We start from the raw sequence: 15,287 nt of genomic DNA, 5'->3' as shown, positions 1-15,287 counted from the left end.
GCCTTTTCATGATAGCCTTTTCCCGTGCGGAAGACGGTCAAGGACTTCCGGGAGGCCAAGGGAAAGCGGCTCGTCTACCTCACCGCCTACGACTACCCCACGGCCCGCCTGGCCGAGGCCGCCGGGGTGGACGCCATTTTGGTGGGGGACTCCCTGGGGATGGTGGTTCTGGGCTACCCCTCCACGGTGCCCGTGACCCTGGAGGAGATGCTCCACCACACCAAGGCGGCGCGGCGGGGGGCCCCCGACACCTTCTTGGTGGCCGACCTCCCCTACCTCTCCTACGCCACCCTGGACCGGGCGCTTGCGGCTTGCGAGCGGCTCCTTAAAGAAGGGGGAGCGGACGCGGTGAAGCTGGAAGGGGGCGAGGAGGTGGCGGAAATCGTCCGGGGCCTGGTGCGGGCGGGGGTGCCGGTCCTGGGGCACGTGGGCCTCACCCCCCAGACGGCAAGCCAGCTCGGGGGCTACCGGCTCCAGGGGAAGCGCCCCGAGGAGGCGGAGCGGATCCTCAAGGGGGCCCTGGCCCTGGAGGCCGCCGGGGCCTACGGGGTGGTCTTGGAGATGGTCCCCGCCGCCTTGGCCAGGGAGATCACGGAAAGGCTTTCCGTCCACACCGTGGGGATCGGGGCGGGCCCCCACACCGACGCTCAGGTCCTGGTCTTCCACGACGTGGTGGGGCTTTACGGGGAGTTCAAGCCCCGCTTCGTGAAGCGCTACCTGGAGGGGGGAAGGCTCATCCAGGAGGCCCTGGCCCGCTACGCCGAGGAGGTGCGGCAGGGGGCTTTCCCGGGGGAGGAGCACAGTTTCTGAGTACCCCACCGCGGTGAGGGCCCCTAGGCAGGCTTTTCCGGGCCGGCCGCCTTGACAGTTTAGTGAGAATGCGTCATCATTTTTGACATGACCGCCCTGGAGATCCGCCACCTTTCCGTGCGTTTCGGGGAGTTCTGGGCCTTGGAGGGGGTCCAGATCTCCGTGCCTGAAGGGGCCTTCGTGGCCATCGTGGGGCCCAACGGGGCGGGGAAGAGCACCCTCTTGAAGGCGGTGCTGGGTCTCGTGCCCCACCGGGGGGAGGTCCTGGTCTACGGTCTTCCCGCGGCCCAGGCCGACCCCTTTTGGTTCGGCTACGTGCCCCAGATCAAGACCTTTGACCGCTCCTTTCCCGCCTTGGCCTGGGAGCTGGTGGCCACGGGGCTTAGGCGGCGTTGGCCCTTCCGCCTGGGCCCCGGGGAGAAGGAAAGGGTCCTGGCGGCCCTGGAGCGGGTGGGGGCTTCGGGGCTCGCCCACCGCCCCCTGGGGCGGCTTTCCGGGGGGCAGCTCCAGCGGGTCTACCTGGCCCGGGCCCTGATCCGCAGGCCCCGGCTTCTCCTCCTGGACGAGCCCGCCACCGGGGTGGACCGGGTGGGGGAGGAGGACCTGTACCGCTACCTCGAGGCCTACCAGAAGGAGTCGGGGGCCACGGTCCTCATGATCACCCACGACTGGGAGGCGGCCCACCACGCCAGCCACGTCCTGGTCCTGAACCGCCGGGTGGTGGGCTTTGGCCCCCCCGAGAGGGCCCTTTCCGAGGAGTGCCTGCGCCAGGCCTTCGGCCACGTGGGCCACGCCCACGGCCTGTTCGTGGAGGGTGGCCGTGCTTGAGGCCCTAAGCTATCCCTTCTTCCAGCGGGCCCTCCTGGCGGGCCTCTTGGTGGCCCTCCTCTCGGGCTTTGCCTCCCCCTTCGTGGTGCAAAGGCGCCTCTCCTTCCTGGGGGACGGCCTGGCCCACGCCGCCTTCGCCGGGGTGGCCCTGGGGCTCTTCCTCCGCGGGGAGCCCCTGGGGTTCGCCCTTCCCTTCACCTTCCTGGTGGCCCTGGCCATCACCTGGGTCAAGGAGCGCACCGAGCTTTCCGAGGACACGGCCATCGGGGTCCTCTTCGCCCTCTCCGTGGCCCTGGGGGCGATCTTCCTGGCCAAGGCCAAGGGGTACGTGGGGGACGCCATGGGCTACCTCTTCGGCTCCCTTCTGGCCGTGGGGCCCGCCGACCTCCTGGCGGTGGGCTTCATGGTCCTCCTGGCCCTTTTCCTCCTGCCCCTCTGGGGGCCCTTGGCCTACGCCACCTTGGACCGGGAGCTGGCCTTTTCCGACCGGGTGCCCGTGGTGTTCCACGACTACCTCCTTTCGGGGTTCTTGGCGGTGAGCCTGGTGCTGGCGGTGAAGGTGGTGGGGATCCTCCTGGTGGCGGCCTTCCTGGTCATCCCGGGGGCGGCGGCCAGGCTTCTTTCCCGCACCTTCGCCCAGATGACCCTCCTTTCCCTCCTCCTGGCCCTCCTTTCCACCCTGGGGGGGCTTTTCCTCTCCCTCCTCCTGGACTGGCCCAGCGGGGCCAGCGTGGTCCTCTTCCAGGCCCTCCTCTTCGGCCTGGCCCTGCTAAAAACCGGATTTTCGGGTGGGAAATAGGGGTATAATGGGGCCATGTGGGTGTCCACGAAGGCCCAGTACGGGCTTCGCGCCCTGGTGGAGATCGGCCTCCGCGCCCCCGAGGCCGTGCCCCTGAAGGAGGTGGCCGAGGCCCAGGGCATCAGCCAGCACTACCTGGAGCAGATCGCCGCCCAGCTCCGCCGGGCGGGCTTTATCCGCTCCGTGCGGGGGGCCAGGGGCGGGTACCGCCTGGCCCGCCCCCCCGAGCGGGTGACCGCCCTGGAGGTGGTGGAGGCCCTGGAGGGCAGCCTGGCCCCGGTTTCCTGCATTGAGGACCCCGAGTCCTGCGCCAGGGTGGGCCAGTGCTCCACGGAGCTTCTTTGGAAGCGGGTGGACCTGGCCATGCGCCAGGTCCTGGGGGGCACCACCCTCGAGGACCTCATCGAGGAGCGGAGGCTTCTGGAGGCCAAGCGCCTCATCCACCTGGAGGCCAGTTGAGGGTTTACCTGGACTACGCCGCCACCACACCCCTGGACCCCGAGGTGCGGGAAGCCATGGGGGAAGTGGAGGGGATCTTCGGCAACCCCTCCAGCATCCACCGCTTCGGCCAGGAGGCCCGGAAGATCCTGGAAGGGGCCCGGGAAAAGGTGGCCGCCCTCCTGGGGGTGAAGCCCCGGGAGGTGGTTTTCACCGCCTCGGGCTCCGAGGCCGACGCCCTGGCCCTCCTGGGGGTGGCCTTGGCCCGGGGTCAAGGCCACGTGGTGAGCACCGAGGTGGAGCACTCCGCCGTCCTGGGGGCCTTGAAGCTCCTGGAGCGCCTGGGCTTTTCCGTGACCCGGCTTAGGCCCGACCGCCACGGCCTCGTCTACCCGGAACAGGTGCGGGAGGCCCTGCGGAAGGACACCTTTTTGGTGAGCGTCATGGCCGCCAACAACGAGCTCGGCACCCTTTACCCCGTGGGGGAGATCGCCCAGGTGGTCCACGCCCACGGGGCCCTCTTCCACACGGACGCCGTGCAGGCCATGGGCCAGGTGCCCTTTTCCGTGGGGGAGGTGGGGGCGGACCTCCTTTCCCTGAGCGCCCACAAGTTCTACGGGCCCAAGGGCATCGGAGCGCTCGTGGTGCGCCAGGGGGTGGAGCTTTTTCCCTTGGTGCCGGGCAAGCAGGAGGGGGGAAGGCGGGGAGGGACCCAGAGCCCCGTCCTGGCCCACGGCCTGGCGGTGGCCCTGGAGAAGGCCTTGCGGCTTCTTCCCGAGGAGGCCTCCCGGCTCCTCGCCTTGCGCAGGCGCCTGGAGGCCGGCCTCCTCGCCGTGGAGGGGGTGGAGCTGAACGGCCACCCCGAGAGGAGGCTTCCCAAGCTGGTGAACGTCACGGTGAGGGGGGCCGATGGGGAGGCCCTGCTTCTGGCCATGGACCTTTTGGGGGTGGCCGTCTCCTCGGGGTCGGCCTGCTCGGCGGGGAGCCTCGAGCCCTCCCACGTGCTTCTCGCCATCGGCCGCTCCCCCAAGGAGGCCAAGGCCTCCCTGCGCTTCTCCCTGGGCCGCTTCACCACGGAGGCGGAGGTGGACCGGGCGGTGGAGGCCTTCCGGGAGGCGGTGGCCCGGGCCCGCTAGGTGCCCCGCCGGGTGAACTCGTCCCGGAGCTCCCGCCTGAGGATCTTGCCCACCCCGGACTTGGGGAGGCTTTCGCGGAACTCTATGATGCGGGGGACCTTGTAGGCGGCGAGGTTTTCCCGGCAGAAGCGCTCTATGTCCTTTTCGCTGACCTTTTCCCGGTACTCGGGTTTGAGGACGAGGAAGGCGGCCACGGTTTCCCCGCGGTAGGGGTCTGGGACGCCCACCACGGCGGCTTCCTGGACGGCTTCGTGCTGGTAGAGGACTTCTTCTACCTCCCTGGGGTAGATGTTGTAGCCGCCGGCGATGATCATGTCTTTTTTGCGGTCCACGATGTAGAAGTAGCCGTCCTGGTCCATGCGGGCCAGGTCGCCGGTGAAGAGCCAGTTTTCTTTGAGGGCCTTTGCGGTTTCCTCGGGGCGGTTCCAGTAGCCTTTCATGACGTTGGGGCCTTTGACCACGAGCTCGCCCACCTCGCCCGGGGGGAGTTCCTTTCCTTCCTCGTCCACCACCTTGGCCTCCACGCCGGGAAGGGGCATGCCGATGGAGCCCTTGCGCACCTCCCCCAGCACCGGGTTGGAGTGGGTCACGGGGCTGGCCTCGGAAAGGCCATAGCCCTCAATGAGCCTGGCCCCGGTGATCTCCTCAAAGCGCTTGGCCACCTCCACCGGCAGGGGAGCGGCTCCCGAGAGGCAGATGCGGATGCTTTTCACCCTGCGCTTTTCAATCCCCGGGAAGTGGTTGAAGGCCACGTAGAGGGTGGGCACCCCCGGGAAGTGGGTGACCCCGTGCTTCTCGATGGCCTCCACGATGGCGTGGATCTCGGGCCTGGGGAGGAGGACGATCTTGTAGCCGGAGAAGAGGCCGTAGTTCATGGCCACGGTCATGCCGTAGACGTGGAAGAAGGGCAGGGCCCCCAGCATCACCCCCTTGCCCAGAAGCTCCCGGGAGGTGGGGTCCCAGGCGTCGATCTGGAGCACGTTGGCCACCAGGTTCCTGTGGGTGAGCATGGCCCCCTTGGAGATCCCCGTGGTGCCCCCGGTGTACTGCAGCAGGGCCAGGTCCTCCGGGTCTTGGGGGTAGGGTTCGGCGGGGGAGCGCTTTAGGAGGTGGGCGAGGGCGTGAAAGCCCTCCCGCTTGGGGAAGCCCAAGGGGAGCTTATCCCTTTTGGCCTTCAGGGGGTAGAGGAGGTTTTTGGGGAAGGGGAGGAAGTCCTGGATGCCCGTGACCACCACCCGCTTCACCGGGGTTTCCCTCTCCACCTCCAGGAAACGGGGGAGGAGGTGGTCCAGGAGGACCAGGGTCTCGGCCCCCGCGTCCGAAAGCTGGTGCCTGAGCTCCCTGGGGGTGTAAAGGGGGTTGACGTTCACCCCCACCCCTCCAGCCAGGAGGGTGCCGTAGAAGGCGATGACGAACTGGGGGGAGTTGGGGAGCATGATGGCCACCCGGTCCCCGGGCCTCACCCCCAGGTCCTTGAGCCCCTGGGCGAAGCGGCGGGCGAGGTCCCATAGCTCCCGGTAACTCACGGTCTTCCCCAGGAACTCCAGGGCGGGGTTTTCGGGAAAGCGGCGGGCGCTTTCCTCCAGGAAGCGCCAGAGGGGGATGGGGGGCACCTCCACTTCGGCGGGGACGCCGGGGTCGTAATGGGCCAGCCAGGGTTTCGCGCTTACCTGCATTCTTCCCCTCCTTGCCCTTCACCCTACCAAAAGCTTTATACCGAGTGCAAGACCATATGGCGGTGTAGCATGGGAAGGGAGGTTTCCTATGCGCTTTCGCGACCGCAGGCACGCGGGGGCCCTTTTGGTGGAGGCCCTGAAGCCCTTGGGCCTGGAGAGGCCCGTGGTCCTGGGGATTCCCCGGGGAGGGGTGGTGGTGGCCGACGAGGTAGCCAGGCGCCTGGGCGGGGAGCTGGACGTGGTTTTGGTGCGCAAGGTGGGAGCGCCGGGAAACCCGGAGTTCGCCCTGGGGGCGGTGGGGGAGAAGGGGGAGCTGGTCCTCAGACCCTATGCCCTGCACTACGCCGACCGGAGTTACCTGGAGCGGGAGGCGGCGCGGCAAAGGGATGTGATCCGCAAGCGGGCGGAGCGCTACCGCAAGGTCCGGCCCAAGGTGTCCCTGAGGGACCGGGAGGTGGTCCTGGTGGACGACGGCGTGGCCACGGGGGCCAGTATGGAGGCGGCGCTCTCCGTGGTTCTCCAGGAGGGTCCCAAGCGGGTGGTGGTGGCCGTGCCCGTGGGAAGCCCCGAGGCCCTGGAAAGGCTAAAGGAGCAGGCGGAGGTGGTGGCCCTCTCGGCCCCCGGGGATTTCGCCGCCGTGGGGGCCTATTACCTGGACTTCGGTGAGGTCACCGAAGAGGACGTGGAGGCCCTTTTGCTACAATGGGCCCCATGAAGCCCGTGGTCAAGCAGGCGGCCCACGTGGAGGCCCGTCCCGTGGAACGGGGGGAGAAGGCCTTCATCCAGGTGCTCATCGGCCCCGAGGACGGGGCTCCCCACTTCATCCTGCGCAAGTTCACCCTGCTTCCCGGGGGGCGCATTCCCAAGCACAAGCACCCCACCATTGAACACGAGCAGTACGTGCTTTCGGGGCGCATGCGGGTGGTGCTGGGGGACGAGGTGCGGGAGGTTTCCGCGGGTCAAACCGTGTACATTCCGCCGGAAACCCCCCACGCCTACGTCAACGAGGGGGAAGAACCCGTGGAGTTCCTCTGCGTCATCCCCAAAACCAGCGCCTACGCCACGGAGTGGCTGGAATGAAACCGTTTTAACCCCATCCCGGCCCGGGCCGGGATGGGGTATACCCTTGCTTCCAGGTTCCTTCGCCCTGCCAGCCCGGGGAAGCCCTCCAGGAGCCTTGCGCCAGCATGGGGTGACATTAGGCCCGCACCTCCTGCCGCTGGAAGGCCACGTAGGCCAGGGTGAAGAGGAGCACCGCCAGGGCGGAGAGGCCCGTGAGCTGGGGCCAGATGAGGAGGAGGCTCTGCCCCAAGGGCAAGGGGGTGCCGAGGACGGCCCCTTCCAGCTGGGTGATGAGGATGGGCCCCAGGGAGCGCACCGCCGGGTTCAGGATGGCGGTGAGGGCCTCGGCGAAGAGGGTGTTGGGGGAGAGGCGGGAGATCCAGAGGGCCAGGGTGGCCTGGCGGAGCTGGCTTTCCGGGTCAAAGGGGTCGGCCCGGAGGAGGAGGGCGTTGGCCATGAGGTCGGTGAGGATGGGGAAGAAGACGGCGAAGAAGAGCCAGACCCCTAGGGCGGCCAAGGCGGCGGTGGCGGGTTGGCGGAAGAGGACGGAGAAGAGGAGGCCCAAGGCCAGCCAGACCCCGGCGTAGGCCAGGGTGGCCAGGAAGAAGAAGAAGATGCGGGCCACCTCCTCCCCGCCCGGGGGGACCCCCAGGGTGAAGAGCCCCAGGCCCAGCACTAGGAGGAGGAGGGCCAGGAGGAGGACGCTCAGGGTGCCGAGGCCCGCCAAAAACTTCCCGAAGAGCAGGGCGTCCCGGTAGATGGGCTGGGAGAGGATGCGGGAAAGGGTGCCCCGGGCGTACTCCCCGTTCACGGCGTCAAAGGCCAGGGCGATGGCCGCCAGGGGGACGAAAAAGGAGAGGAAGCCCACGAAGGAGGGCAGGGGGTCCTGGGCGGTGGAGAGGAGCTTGAGGTAGAGGTAAGGGTCCTCCCCCACGGTCTGCCGCAGGGTCTGGGTGCCGGTGTAGACGGCGCTCAGGGCCGAGAGGAGGATGAGGGCCTCGAGGATGCGCATCCTGAGGCCGGAGAGGTGGTCGGCCATCTCCTTGAAGAAGACCGCCCAAAGGCCCGTCCAGGGGGAACCCTCACGCCGCATGGCCCACCTCCTTGAAGTAATGGGCGTAGATCTCGTCCAGGCTGGGCCGCCTTAGGGAGAGGCCGTAGAGGGCGCCCCTTTCCACGGCGATCCTGGCCAGCTGGGGGCGCACGTCCTGGGTGGCGAGGACGCGGTAGCGGCCTCCCTCCGCCTCCACCCGGCTTACCCCCGGCACCTCGCGGAAGGGGTCCTCGAGGCCCGGGCCCGCCTCCACCCACACCTCGTACCCGCCCCCCAGCACCCGGGCGGCCAGTTCCTCCACCCTCCCCACGAGGGCCAGGCGGCCCTTGTGGAAGAGGCCCACCCGGTCGCAGATCTCCTGCACCTGGTGGAGGAGGTGGCTGGAGAGGAGGAGGGTGATGCCCTCGGCCTTGAGGCCCTTGATGAGGTCCAGAAACTCCCGGGCGGCCTCGGGGTCCAGGCCCAGGGTGGGCTCGTCCAGGATGGCCACCTTGGGCCTCTTGAGGAGGACCTCCGCCAGGCCCAGGCGCTGGCGCATACCCCGGCTGAAGGCCGCCACCTTCCGGTCCCGCACCTCCCAAAGCCCCATGCGCTTCAGGACCTCCTCTATACGGGCCCGGGCCTCCCCCTCGGCAAGCCCGAGGAGCCGGGTGGTGTAGCGCAGGTTTTCCCAGGCGGAAAGCTCCCCGTAAAACCCCACCTGGTCGGGGAGGTAGCCCACCCGGGCCTTAACCTTGAGGGGCTCCCGCATGGGGTCCAGGCCCAGCACCCGAGCCTCCCCCGAGCTGGGCTCGGTGAGGCCCAGGAGCATGAGGATGGTGGTGGTCTTGCCCGAGCCGTTGGGGCCCAGAAGCCCGAAGACCTCCCCCTCCTCCACCTCCAGGTTCAGGTCCTCCACCGCCACCACGCGCCCGTAGCGCTTGCCGAGGCCCCGGGTCTCTATGACCGCCATGCTACCTCCGGCCGAAGCGGTTCACGGCGAAGCCCAGGACCAGGAGGGCCACCGCCATGAGCCCCACCCCCACCAGACCCCAGAGGGTGGAGCGCACCACCGTGGCCCGGTAGTCCAGGCTTTCGGAAACCCCGTCGTCCCCGGAGAGGGAGAGGGTGACCATGTAGTCCCCGGTCACCGCCTTGGCGGAGGGCTTGATGCGGGCGGTGACCTCCTTCTCTTGGCCGGGGTCCAGGGCCTCTATCTTGTCGGGCTCGAACTTCACCTCCCAGCCGGAGGGCTCCATGGCGCTGAAGGAGAGGTTCTTGGCGGGGGCGCTCCCCTCGTTTTTCACCAGGAGCTTCACCGGGTTCTCCCGCCCCGCCACCACCTGGCCGGAGAGGCGTCCCTCCTTGGTGCTGAGGCGTACCTCGGGCCGGCCCGTGACCTCCAGGGTGAGCCCCAGCTCCGCCTTGGCCTCCCCGGCCAGGGCCCGGAGGGTGACGGCGTAGGTGTCGGCCTTGGTGTCCTTGGGCAGGGAGACCTCCACGTCCAGGTCCTTGCTCTCCCCGGCCTTGACGGGCAGGCTCGTCACCTGCTGGCTGGAGAAGGCGGGGGTGAAGGTGACCTGGAAGCCCTTGGGGGCCTCGTACTCCAGGGAGACCAAGAGGTCGCGGTCGGACTCGTTCTTCAGGGTCACCCGGTAGCGGAAGGAGCTGGTGGGGGGGCCCTTGAGGATGGGGAGCTCGGCCTCGAGGCTAAGCCTCTGGGGAAGCCCCTGGCCCACCACCAGGGCGATGGGAAGGCTTGCCGTCTGCCCTAGGCCCTCGGCCCGCACCAGGAAGCGGTAGGTGCCGGGCTTCACCTCCTTGGGCGGCTGCAGGCGCAGGGTGAGGGTGGCCTCCCCGTCGGGGGCCAGGTAGACCGCCCGCACCAGCCGCCCGCCCCCGATGAGGCTCGCCTGCCAGCCCGGGGCCACCTGGGCCAGGGAGAGGCGGACCACCCCGGGGGGCAGGCCGAAGTTCTTGAGGGTCAGGGTGAGGCTCACGCTCTCCCCGGGTTGCACCCCCATCTCCGGGTAGGGAGTGCCCAGGGAGAGGCCGCGGAAGCCCTGCGCCAGGGCCACGCCCAGCGCCAGCCACACCAGCGTCAGCAATTTGCGCGTCATACCAAGCCTCCGTTACCAAAGTTAGGCAGAAACCGTGAGCCCAAAATGAAAACCCGGGGCGCGCCCGGGGAAGAGGAAATATCCTGGGCAAAGGACCCGCCCGTTGGCCCGGGGGCGCCTAGCCCACCCGGGCCTCCAGGTACTCCCGCTCCCCCAGGACGATGGCCCGGGCCAGCTCCGGGTCCTTGGGGAACTCCTTGCCCCGCTGGATCATGTAGGTCTCGTAGCGGCCGATCTCAAAGACCTCGGCCAGCTTCCGCAGGGCCTTGGCCATGTCAAAGGCCTTGCAGGAGAAGATGTCTATGGAGAGGAAGCGCTTCTTGGGGAAGGTGTGGATGGCGATGTGGCTTTCGGCGATGATCACCACCCCCGTCACCCCGTCCTCGCCCCCGGGGCCGTAGCTGTAGACGAAGGGGGGGAGCACCTTGGTCATCTCCATCTCCTCGGGGAGCTCGTCCAGAACCCGACGCACCAGCTCGGCGTCCCGGAGCCTCTCGGGGTTGGCGTCATAGCCATCCACCATCAGGTGAGGGCCGAATCCAAAGAGTTCCACCATGACCACCTCCTTCCCGTGCCCCCCGGGGTATCCCCTGCGGCACGCCCCCCATTATGCCCCCCCCTCCCCCCCCTGTCAATACCTCGTCCTGGGAAAGGAAAACCCTTTCCGCCCCCCCGGGGGGCTTCCCGGGGTGTCCTCCCCAGGGGCAGGGTGGGGGGGCTTGGGGGAAAGCCTTGTCCAGCTCGGGCATGGGGTACAGGAGGGGGGTATAAGGACCTCGAGGGTGGGCCGGACAACGCCCTTTCCCAGGGGAAAGGTGTATGATAGCCCCGGCAAGGAGGTGCCATGTACCGGGGAAGAGAAGGGCAGTGGGCGTTTTACCTGCACCGGATATCGGGCCTGGGCATCGTGGTCTTCCTCATGCTCCACGTGGCCAACATCAGCAGCGCCATGTGGGGCCCCGAGGTGTCCAACGCCCTCATGAAGTTCTACCACCAGCCCGTGTTTCAGGTGGGGCTCCTCCTCCTCATCGCCGGGGTGCTCTACCACGGGTTTAACGGCCTCAGGATCATCCTCATGGACTTCACCTCCTGGGGCGTGCGCTACCAGAGGCAGCTCTGGTATGGGGTCTGGGTCCTCTTCGTGGTCTTCTACCTGCCCTTCCTGATCAAGATCGGGGGCGGGATCCTGGGAGGCGGCCATGGCGATTAAGTCCAAGCGGTACCAGGAGGCGAGGCTCGAGGCCAGCACCAACCTGGAGCTCTACTGGTGGGTTTTCATGCGCATCAGCGGGGTGGTGCTGGTCTTCCTCCTCATCGGCCACATGTGGATGAACGCCGTTCTTACCGACCTCAACTCCATCAACTACGACTACGTGGCCAAGAGACTTTCCCAGACCACCTGGAAGCTCTACGATCTCCTGATCCTGGCCCTGGGCCTCTTGCACGGGGCCAACGGGCTTCGCTACGTGCTGGACGACTGGGTGCGGGACCCCGCGAAGCGCTTCTGGACCAAGGCGGTGCTCTACAGCCTCATCGCCTTTTTGTTCCTCCTGGGAAGCCTTTCCCTTTTGAACCACGACTTCGGGGTGAAGTGATATGGCGCACAGGCACGAGGTCATCGTGGTGGGCGCGGGCGGGGCGGGCCTCGCCACCGCCTTGTATGCGGCCAGAGAGGGTGCGGACGTGGCGGTGGTCTCCAAACTCTACCCCACGCGAAGCCACACGGGGGCGGCCCAGGGCGGGATAGGGGCCGCCCTAGGCAACGTGGAGGAGGATCACTGGGAATGGCACATGTTTGACACGGTCAAGGGGGGGGATTACCTCACGGACCAGGACGCCGCCGAGGTCTTCGCCAAGGAGGTCATTGAGGCGGTGATTGAGCTGGAGCACATGGGCCTCCCCTTTGACCGCCTCCCAAGCGGCAAGATCGCCCAGCGCCGCTTCGGGGGGCACACCAAGGACTGGGGCAAGGCCCCGGTGCACCGGGCGGCCCACGCCGCCGACCGCACCGGGCACATGATCCTCCAGACCCTCTACCAGCAGTGCGTCAAGGCGGGCATCACCTTCTACAACGAGTTCCACGTCACGGACGTCATCATTGAGGACGGCGTGGCCAAGGGCCTCGTGGCCTTGGAGCTGGCCACCGGGGAACTCCACCTCTTTGAGGCCAAGGCCATCGTCATCGCCTCGGGGGGCTTTGGCCGCATCTACAAGGTGACCTCCAACGCCTACACCCTCACCGGGGACCTGCAGGCCATCCTCTACCGCAAGGGGCTTCCCCTGGAGGACATGGAGTTTTACCAGTTCCACCCCACGGGGCTTTACCCCTTGGGCATCCTCCTCACCGAGGGGGCCCGGGGCGAGGGAGGGATCCTGAGGAACGCCCTGGGCGAGCGCTTCATGGAGCGCTACGCCCCCACCATCAAGGACCTGGCCCCCAGGGACATGGTCTCCCGGGCCATGTACCTGGAGGTGCGGGAGGGAAGGGGCGTGGGCCCCAAGAAGGACCACGTCCTCTTGGACCTCACCCACCTGCCCCCCGAGGTCATTGAGAAGAAGCTTCCCGACATCACCGAGTTCAGCCGCATCTACCTGGGGGTGGACCCCCTCAAAGAGCCCGTGCCGGTGATGCCCACCGCCCACTACGCCATGGGGGGGATCCCCACCACCCTCTGGGGCCAGGTGATCCGGGACGAGAAGAACACCGTGGTCCCCGGCCTCTACGCCGCCGGGGAGGCGGCCTGCGTGAGCCTCCACGGGGCGAACCGCCTGGGCACCAACTCCTTGGGGGACCTCGTGGTCTTCGGCCGCCGCGCCGGAATCCACGCCGCCCGCTTCGCCAAGGACGCCGACTACCACGAGCTCACCGAGGAGCACCTGGGGGAGAGCCGCGAGCGCATAGAGCGCATCAAGAACTCCACCGGCAAGGAGAAGGTGGCGGTCCTTCGGGCCGAGCTGCAACAGAGCATGATGGACCACGCCTCGGTCTTCCGCACCGGGGACCTCCTCAAGAAGCAGGTGGAGGTCTTGAAGGAGCTCATGGACCGCTACAAGCGGATCTCCATTGACGACAAGGGGGACGCCTACAACACCGAGCTGGTGGAGGCCCTGGAGCTTGGGTACCTCCTCGAGGTCTCCGAGGCCTTGGTGCACTCGGCCCTCAACCGCACCGAGTCCCGGGGGGCCCACGCCCGGGAGGACTACCCCGAGCGGGACGACCAGAACTGGCTCAAGCACACCCTGGCCTACAAGGTGGAAGACGGCAAGGTGGCCTTCCGTTACAAGCCCGTGGTCCTGGGCCGCTTTGAGCCCAAGGCCCGCACCTACTAGGAGGCAGGATGCAGGTTACCCTGAAGATCCTCCGCTTTGATCCCCAGAAGGACTCGAGGCCCCGCTGGGAGACCTACCAGGTGGAGGCCGAGCCCTGGGACCGGGTCCTGGACCTCTTGCACAAGGTGAAGTGGGACCAGGACGGCACCCTGGCCTTCCGCAGAAGCTGCGGCCACGGCATCTGCGGCTCCGACGCCATGCTCATCAACGGGAAAAACCGCCTGGCCTGCAAGACCCTGGTGAAGGAACTGGGGAGCCTCATCACCGTGGAGCCCATCCGGGGCCTGCCGGTGGAGAAGGACCTCATCGTGGACATGGAGCCCTTTTTCGCCGCCTACCGGGCGGTGAAGCCCTTCCTCATCAACGACGAGCCCCCGCCCCAGCGGGAGCGCCTCCAGTCCCCCGAGGAGAGGGAGCGCTTTGACCACGGCACCAAGTGCATCCTCTGCGCCAGCTGCACCACCAGCTGCCCCGTCTTCTGGGTGAACGGCACCTATCTGGGACCTGCGGCCATCGTCCAGGCCCACCGCTTCATCTTTGACTCCCGCGACCGCGGAAAGCGGGAGCGCTTCAAGGCCCTGGGCTCGGGGAGCGGGGTGTGGCGGTGCCGCACCGCCTACAACTGCACCGAGGCCTGCCCCCGGGACATCCCCGTGACCCAGCTGATTGAGGAGGTCAAGCGGGCGATCCTCATGGACCGCTTCTAAAGGCGCTAAGGGGCGCGCCCCGGGAAGCCCGGGGCGCTTTGCTTTAAGGCGTGAGCCGGTGCCGGTCCCGGGGGAAGGCGCGGGCGTAGCGCACGTTGGGGAGGCCCAAAAGCTTCTGGGTGAGGCGCTCGGCCCCGATGGCGAACCCCCCGTGGGGGGGCATGCCGTACTTGAAGACCTCCAGGTACCCTTGGAAGGCCTCGGGGTCCATGCCCTTGGCCTTTAGGCTTTCCAAGAGCTCCTCGTAGCGGTGGATGCGCTGGCCCCCCGAGGTGATCTCCAGGCCGCGGAAGAGCAGGTCAAAGCTCCTCGTGGTGCCGTCCTCCTCGGGGTAGGTGTAAAAGGGGCGGACGGAACGGGGGTAGCGGGTGACGAAGAGCCAGTCCGAGCCCCAGCGTTCCTTGGCGTACTCTCCGAGGAGGCGCTCCGCCTCCTCGGAGAGGTCCTGGCCCACGGGGTAGCCGAGCTCCTCTTTGAGGATCCTTTTGGCCTCGGCGTGGGTGAGGCGGGGGATGTCCTGGGGGAAGGAGGGCCACGTGGCCCCCAGGAGGCGGATCTCGTTCCCGGCCGTGTTCAGGGCCTCCTCCAGCATCTCGGCGAGGAGGGCTTCCTCCAGCCGCATCAGGTCCTCCTCGTCCGCGATGAAGCCCATCTCCACGTCCAGGGAGAGGTACTCGTTCAGGTGGCGGCTCGTGTGGTGCTCCTCCATGCGCCACACCGGGGCCACCTCGTAGACCCGTTCAAAGACCCCCACCATGATCTGCTTGTAAAGCTGGGGGGACTGGGCGAGGTAGGCCCTTTTTTCGAAGTAGTCCACCCCGAAAAGTCCGCTTCCCCCCTCGGCTCCCGCCCGGACCACCTTGGGGGTGAAGATCTCGGTGAAGTCCTGCCGGTCTAAATAGCGGCGGAAGCCCCGCACCAGGGCGGCCTGGACCTTGAGGGGGGCGCGGGCCTTCTCCCCCCTTAGGGTGACGTAACGGTACTCCAGGAGGGTGTCGGGGTTCGCCCGCCACTCTTCTTTGGGGATCTCCACCGGGGTGGGCTCGAGGGCCGGGGAGAGGACCTCCACCTCCTTGGCCTGGACCTCGAGGCCCCCCGGGGCCTTCTCGCTTCGCACCACCACCCCCCGCACCCGCAGGGAGGATTCGGGGAGGGGTAGCCGTTGCCCCCCCGTCACCACCTGCACCACCCCGCTTCGGTCCCGAAGGAGGAGGAACTGGACCCTTCCCAAATCCCTCCGCCAGTGGAGGAAGCCCAGAAGCTCCACCTCCTCGCCCACGTGTGCCCGCAAGTCCTTGACCAGTACCCGCATCTTTCCTCCTTAAGCCTTAGCCCCCCCGGCCCAAGG

General features: G+C 67.9%; 17 protein-coding genes. 11 read left to right on the top strand and 6 right to left on the bottom strand.

All coding sequences use genetic code 11. The features are described 5' to 3' along the window. The first annotated feature begins 24 nt into the window (after nucleotides 1–24). The 5 genes from panB to ACZ5RK_RS10555 all read left to right on the top strand — a co-directional run bounded on the left by panB (nucleotide 25) and on the right by ACZ5RK_RS10555 (nucleotide 4,011). Nucleotides 25–810, top strand: a complete 786-nt coding sequence (gene panB / locus ACZ5RK_RS10575) for a 3-methyl-2-oxobutanoate hydroxymethyltransferase (RefSeq protein WP_464909134.1) — start codon at nucleotides 25–27, stop codon at nucleotides 808–810. A gap of 87 nt (nucleotides 811–897) precedes the next feature. After that, nucleotides 898–1,638: a metal ABC transporter ATP-binding protein gene (locus ACZ5RK_RS10570; protein WP_054647543.1), complete on the top strand. Its 741-nt coding sequence runs from the start codon at nucleotides 898–900 to the stop codon at nucleotides 1,636–1,638. Further along, nucleotides 1,631–2,437 (top strand): metal ABC transporter permease, encoded by an 807-nt coding sequence (locus ACZ5RK_RS10565; protein ID WP_464909133.1) that lies wholly within the window; start codon nucleotides 1,631–1,633, stop codon nucleotides 2,435–2,437. The genes ACZ5RK_RS10570 and ACZ5RK_RS10565 overlap by 8 nt, the downstream gene beginning before the upstream one ends. A gap of 15 nt (nucleotides 2,438–2,452) precedes the next feature. Further along, a complete protein-coding gene (locus ACZ5RK_RS10560; RefSeq protein ID WP_464909132.1) occupies nucleotides 2,453–2,896 on the top strand; it encodes an RrF2 family transcriptional regulator in 444 nt (147 codons plus the stop codon). Between the two features lie 56 nt (nucleotides 2,897–2,952). Beyond that, nucleotides 2,953–4,011 (top strand): cysteine desulfurase family protein, encoded by a 1,059-nt coding sequence (locus tag ACZ5RK_RS10555; RefSeq protein WP_464910086.1) that lies wholly within the window; start codon nucleotides 2,953–2,955, stop codon nucleotides 4,009–4,011. On the opposite strand, the gene ACZ5RK_RS10550 is transcribed toward ACZ5RK_RS10555, so the two are convergent. Next, the gene (locus ACZ5RK_RS10550; RefSeq protein ID WP_464909131.1) at nucleotides 4,008–5,687 is read right to left on the bottom strand and encodes a long-chain-fatty-acid--CoA ligase; all 1,680 of its coding nucleotides are present in this window, start codon (nucleotides 5,685–5,687) and stop codon (nucleotides 4,008–4,010) included. The genes ACZ5RK_RS10555 and ACZ5RK_RS10550 overlap by 4 nt on opposite strands. Nucleotides 5,688–5,775: 88 nt before the next feature. Between ACZ5RK_RS10550 and ACZ5RK_RS10545 the strand changes: the two genes are divergently transcribed. Both ACZ5RK_RS10545 and ACZ5RK_RS10540 read left to right on the top strand, forming a co-directional pair. Then, nucleotides 5,776–6,402 (top strand): phosphoribosyltransferase, encoded by a 627-nt coding sequence (locus ACZ5RK_RS10545; RefSeq protein ID WP_464909130.1) that lies wholly within the window; start codon nucleotides 5,776–5,778, stop codon nucleotides 6,400–6,402. Then, a complete protein-coding gene (locus tag ACZ5RK_RS10540; RefSeq protein ID WP_054647465.1) occupies nucleotides 6,390–6,767 on the top strand; it encodes a cupin domain-containing protein in 378 nt (125 codons plus the stop codon). Before ACZ5RK_RS10545 ends, ACZ5RK_RS10540 begins: the two co-directional genes overlap by 13 nt. Nucleotides 6,768–6,885: 118 nt before the next feature. On the opposite strand, the gene ACZ5RK_RS10535 is transcribed toward ACZ5RK_RS10540, so the two are convergent. The 4 genes from ACZ5RK_RS10535 to speD form a co-directional block, all read right to left on the bottom strand. Further along, complete coding sequence (locus ACZ5RK_RS10535; RefSeq protein ID WP_464909129.1) at nucleotides 6,886–7,842, bottom strand: ABC transporter permease; 957 nt, start codon at nucleotides 7,840–7,842, stop codon at nucleotides 6,886–6,888. Then, complete coding sequence (locus ACZ5RK_RS10530) at nucleotides 7,832–8,755, bottom strand: ABC transporter ATP-binding protein (protein ID WP_464909128.1); 924 nt, start codon at nucleotides 8,753–8,755, stop codon at nucleotides 7,832–7,834. Before ACZ5RK_RS10530 ends, ACZ5RK_RS10535 begins: the two co-directional genes overlap by 11 nt. Nucleotide 8,756: 1 nt before the next feature. Further along, nucleotides 8,757–9,902, bottom strand: a complete 1,146-nt coding sequence (locus tag ACZ5RK_RS10525) for an NEW3 domain-containing protein (RefSeq protein ID WP_464909127.1) — start codon at nucleotides 9,900–9,902, stop codon at nucleotides 8,757–8,759. A 118-nt stretch (nucleotides 9,903–10,020) separates the two neighbouring features. Further along, nucleotides 10,021–10,458: an adenosylmethionine decarboxylase gene (gene speD / locus ACZ5RK_RS10520; protein WP_464909126.1), complete on the bottom strand. Its 438-nt coding sequence runs from the start codon at nucleotides 10,456–10,458 to the stop codon at nucleotides 10,021–10,023. Nucleotides 10,459–10,746: 288 nt separating this feature from the next. Here speD and sdhC point away from each other — a divergent pair, with 288 nt between their 5' ends. Genes sdhC through ACZ5RK_RS10500 form a run of 4 tightly spaced genes read left to right on the top strand, consistent with a single transcriptional unit; the run spans nucleotide 10,747 to nucleotide 13,939 of the window. Further along, nucleotides 10,747–11,112: a succinate dehydrogenase, cytochrome b556 subunit gene (gene sdhC, locus ACZ5RK_RS10515; RefSeq protein WP_448566269.1), complete on the top strand. Its 366-nt coding sequence runs from the start codon at nucleotides 10,747–10,749 to the stop codon at nucleotides 11,110–11,112. Continuing rightward, nucleotides 11,102–11,497: a succinate dehydrogenase hydrophobic membrane anchor subunit gene (locus ACZ5RK_RS10510; protein ID WP_054647013.1), complete on the top strand. Its 396-nt coding sequence runs from the start codon at nucleotides 11,102–11,104 to the stop codon at nucleotides 11,495–11,497. The genes sdhC and ACZ5RK_RS10510 overlap by 11 nt, the downstream gene beginning before the upstream one ends. A gap of 1 nt (nucleotide 11,498) precedes the next feature. Then, nucleotides 11,499–13,232: a succinate dehydrogenase flavoprotein subunit gene (gene sdhA / locus ACZ5RK_RS10505; RefSeq protein WP_464909125.1), complete on the top strand. Its 1,734-nt coding sequence runs from the start codon at nucleotides 11,499–11,501 to the stop codon at nucleotides 13,230–13,232. A gap of 8 nt (nucleotides 13,233–13,240) precedes the next feature. Then, complete coding sequence (locus ACZ5RK_RS10500) at nucleotides 13,241–13,939, top strand: succinate dehydrogenase iron-sulfur subunit (protein WP_464909124.1); 699 nt, start codon at nucleotides 13,241–13,243, stop codon at nucleotides 13,937–13,939. 43 nt (nucleotides 13,940–13,982) lie between these two features. Here ACZ5RK_RS10500 and aspS read toward each other — a convergent pair whose 3' ends face one another. Beyond that, nucleotides 13,983–15,251 (bottom strand): aspartate--tRNA(Asn) ligase, encoded by a 1,269-nt coding sequence (gene aspS / locus ACZ5RK_RS10495; protein ID WP_464909123.1) that lies wholly within the window; start codon nucleotides 15,249–15,251, stop codon nucleotides 13,983–13,985. Between the last annotated feature and the right edge of the window lie 36 nt (nucleotides 15,252–15,287).

The sequence above is a fragment of the Thermus kawarayensis JCM 12314 genome (assembly GCF_055393575.1).
The sequence above is the reverse complement of the archived record's forward strand: the minus strand, read 5'-3'. Positions and strand labels throughout refer to the sequence as shown.

Excerpts from the sequence above, each read along its gene's own strand:
- ACZ5RK_RS10570 (WP_054647543.1), top strand. The coding sequence starts at position 898 with ATGACCGCCCTGGAGATCCGCCACCTTTCCGTGCGTTTCGGGGAGTTC.
- ACZ5RK_RS10560 (WP_464909132.1), top strand. The coding sequence starts at position 2,453 with ATGTGGGTGTCCACGAAGGCCCAGTACGGGCTTCGCGCCCTGGTGGAG.
- ACZ5RK_RS10555 (WP_464910086.1), top strand. The coding sequence starts at position 2,953 with ATGGGGGAAGTGGAGGGGATCTTCGGCAACCCCTCCAGCATCCACCGC.
- ACZ5RK_RS10550 (WP_464909131.1), bottom strand. The coding sequence starts at position 5,687 with ATGCAGGTAAGCGCGAAACCCTGGCTGGCCCATTACGACCCCGGCGTC.
- ACZ5RK_RS10545 (WP_464909130.1), top strand. The coding sequence starts at position 5,776 with ATGCGCTTTCGCGACCGCAGGCACGCGGGGGCCCTTTTGGTGGAGGCC.
- ACZ5RK_RS10540 (WP_054647465.1), top strand. The coding sequence starts at position 6,390 with ATGGGCCCCATGAAGCCCGTGGTCAAGCAGGCGGCCCACGTGGAGGCC.
- ACZ5RK_RS10535 (WP_464909129.1), bottom strand. The coding sequence starts at position 7,842 with ATGCGGCGTGAGGGTTCCCCCTGGACGGGCCTTTGGGCGGTCTTCTTC.
- ACZ5RK_RS10530 (WP_464909128.1), bottom strand. The coding sequence starts at position 8,755 with ATGGCGGTCATAGAGACCCGGGGCCTCGGCAAGCGCTACGGGCGCGTG.
- ACZ5RK_RS10525 (WP_464909127.1), bottom strand. The coding sequence starts at position 9,902 with ATGACGCGCAAATTGCTGACGCTGGTGTGGCTGGCGCTGGGCGTGGCC.
- speD (WP_464909126.1), bottom strand. The coding sequence starts at position 10,458 with ATGGTGGAACTCTTTGGATTCGGCCCTCACCTGATGGTGGATGGCTAT.
- sdhC (WP_448566269.1), top strand. The coding sequence starts at position 10,747 with ATGTACCGGGGAAGAGAAGGGCAGTGGGCGTTTTACCTGCACCGGATA.
- ACZ5RK_RS10510 (WP_054647013.1), top strand. The coding sequence starts at position 11,102 with ATGGCGATTAAGTCCAAGCGGTACCAGGAGGCGAGGCTCGAGGCCAGC.
- sdhA (WP_464909125.1), top strand. The coding sequence starts at position 11,499 with ATGGCGCACAGGCACGAGGTCATCGTGGTGGGCGCGGGCGGGGCGGGC.
- ACZ5RK_RS10500 (WP_464909124.1), top strand. The coding sequence starts at position 13,241 with ATGCAGGTTACCCTGAAGATCCTCCGCTTTGATCCCCAGAAGGACTCG.
- aspS (WP_464909123.1), bottom strand. The coding sequence starts at position 15,251 with ATGCGGGTACTGGTCAAGGACTTGCGGGCACACGTGGGCGAGGAGGTG.